Below are 1,718 nucleotides of genomic sequence, written 5' to 3'. Positions count from 1 at the left end.
GGGCCTAACGTTCGACGTAAGGGGCCTGCCGCAGGCGGGTCCCCTTGACGGAGGGGTTAGACCGCACTCTGTTGCCCATAGTCGAATCTAATTCCTCGCTTGCGAGCTAGGAAGACTTTGGCTACGAAGCTCGACTTTAAGTGGTTCTGGGTCGATCCAGTACTGAAGTTCGCTTTTGGATTCCGTCCAGACGGACGCCGAGTCTTGGATGAGTTCGATCAATTGGATGCCGTTCCGTGACACCTCAACGACCCTGCCAAAGTCTTGGCCTACGTATGCGCCCTTCTTGACGACATGTAGGATCCCATCCGGTGCCTCGACGAATGCAAAGCGACGGACCGGGTTTTCGGCTTCAATGAAGCCACGCCGGAAGAGCTGCTTCAAACTGAAGTATTCGAGTGGTTCGCAGGCACCCCCGTTTGGGGTTCGATTTGGACAGTTCGACTTCCGCAGACGCAGGGACTTTGATTGCTCCTGTTGAATGGAAAGAGGTGCACTTTCGGCCCCTGGGCAACCTTCAACTCCTGTTTGGCCCGCGATGAGTTTGTCCAGGGAATCGGGAGCAATCGCACCTCCGAGAGCTGCGGAAACCGCTTGTTGGGCTTCGTCACGCGAAACGTTCTTCAGTCGGAGAAGCACCCGGCGGGAGAGCATCGCTACATCACTTGGATTGCCCTTGACTAGAAACTCTGGAAACTCCAGTTCAAGTACCTCTTTGAGCGTCGCATTGGGCAACCGAAGAGAAAACTGACTAGGCGCCTGAGGCGGGGTGTTTCTTGCCTGATCGTCAAGACATGGAGAGAGGACCAAGATGCGATGCCCAAGTACGACGCCACGCATGCCAACCAGCTTCGCCAGCTTTTGCAGAAGATCGTCGATAGACGAGTACTCCGTCGACATGGAGACAAGCGGTGCGCCTTTCGGTATAGGTGCGACCAGATTGAAATTGACGGCCTCGGCCATAGCGTAGAGCAGAACTGCTACGGTCACATTTCGAACGTCGACTCGGCCTGACACGTCAGCGTCTTGAGACTGGACCTTCGCTGATAGCGTCAAACAAATGACCGCCAAACAAACAGCACGCAACGCTGCGGTACGAGAACGAACACGGTCTGATGTAGGGGTCATCGCGTACTCAAGATCGGACTGTGCGGTCTAACGTTCGACGTAAGGGGCGGCCCGCTTGCGGGACGTCCCCTTGACGGAGGGGTTAGGCGGCCGGTGAACGAAGGCACTCATGGCTTGCCCTTACTTGCCTTTGGACTCTTGCCAGCAGCAGCCCAAGCTTCGCGTGCCAAAGCAATGACATGCTGGGCCTCGGATTCGCTGTGAAACTCAAACTCAAGCCACTCCGACCTTGCCGGCCGGAAGTGGGCCAAAGGATCTGACTTTAGACGAGCCTGAACCTCTCGGGGAAGGCGGAGATCGACCAGATCGTCGGCGTGCAAGTGGGCGAACTCGCGCCCATTTACGCACCAGGCGGGCCTGTCGGGGCGGCCAAACCGCGAATTTGCTTGCTGCACACCCGGCAAGGCACACAGCGCCAGATGCAACTGCTCTACCGGGCTCATGTTCATGCTAGACGCCTAACGTTCGACGTAAGGGGCCTGCCGCAGGCAGGTCCCCTTGACGGAGGGGTTAGGCACCGCAGATGCACCAACCGTGATGGACTTGCCGTGCAAGGCAGACGGACCCGAGGAGACTGGAAATGCTACTCG

General features: G+C 57.5%; 2 protein-coding genes. Both read right to left on the bottom strand.

Annotated elements, in window-relative coordinates:
* Positions 1-87: 87 nt before the first annotated feature.
* Positions 88-963 (bottom strand): pilus assembly protein PilP, encoded by an 876-nt coding sequence (locus tag AC1DYI_RS34685; RefSeq protein WP_477208641.1) that lies wholly within the window; start codon positions 961-963, stop codon positions 88-90.
* 272 nt (positions 964-1,235) lie between these two features.
* Positions 1,236-1,577 (bottom strand): luciferase domain-containing protein, encoded by a 342-nt coding sequence (locus tag AC1DYI_RS34680; RefSeq protein WP_477208640.1) that lies wholly within the window; start codon positions 1,575-1,577, stop codon positions 1,236-1,238.
* Positions 1,578-1,718: the final 141 nt, after the last annotated feature.

The organism is Ideonella sp. P3_A4 (assembly GCF_056403075.1).
The sequence above is the reverse complement of the archived record's forward strand: the minus strand, read 5'-3'. Positions and strand labels throughout refer to the sequence as shown.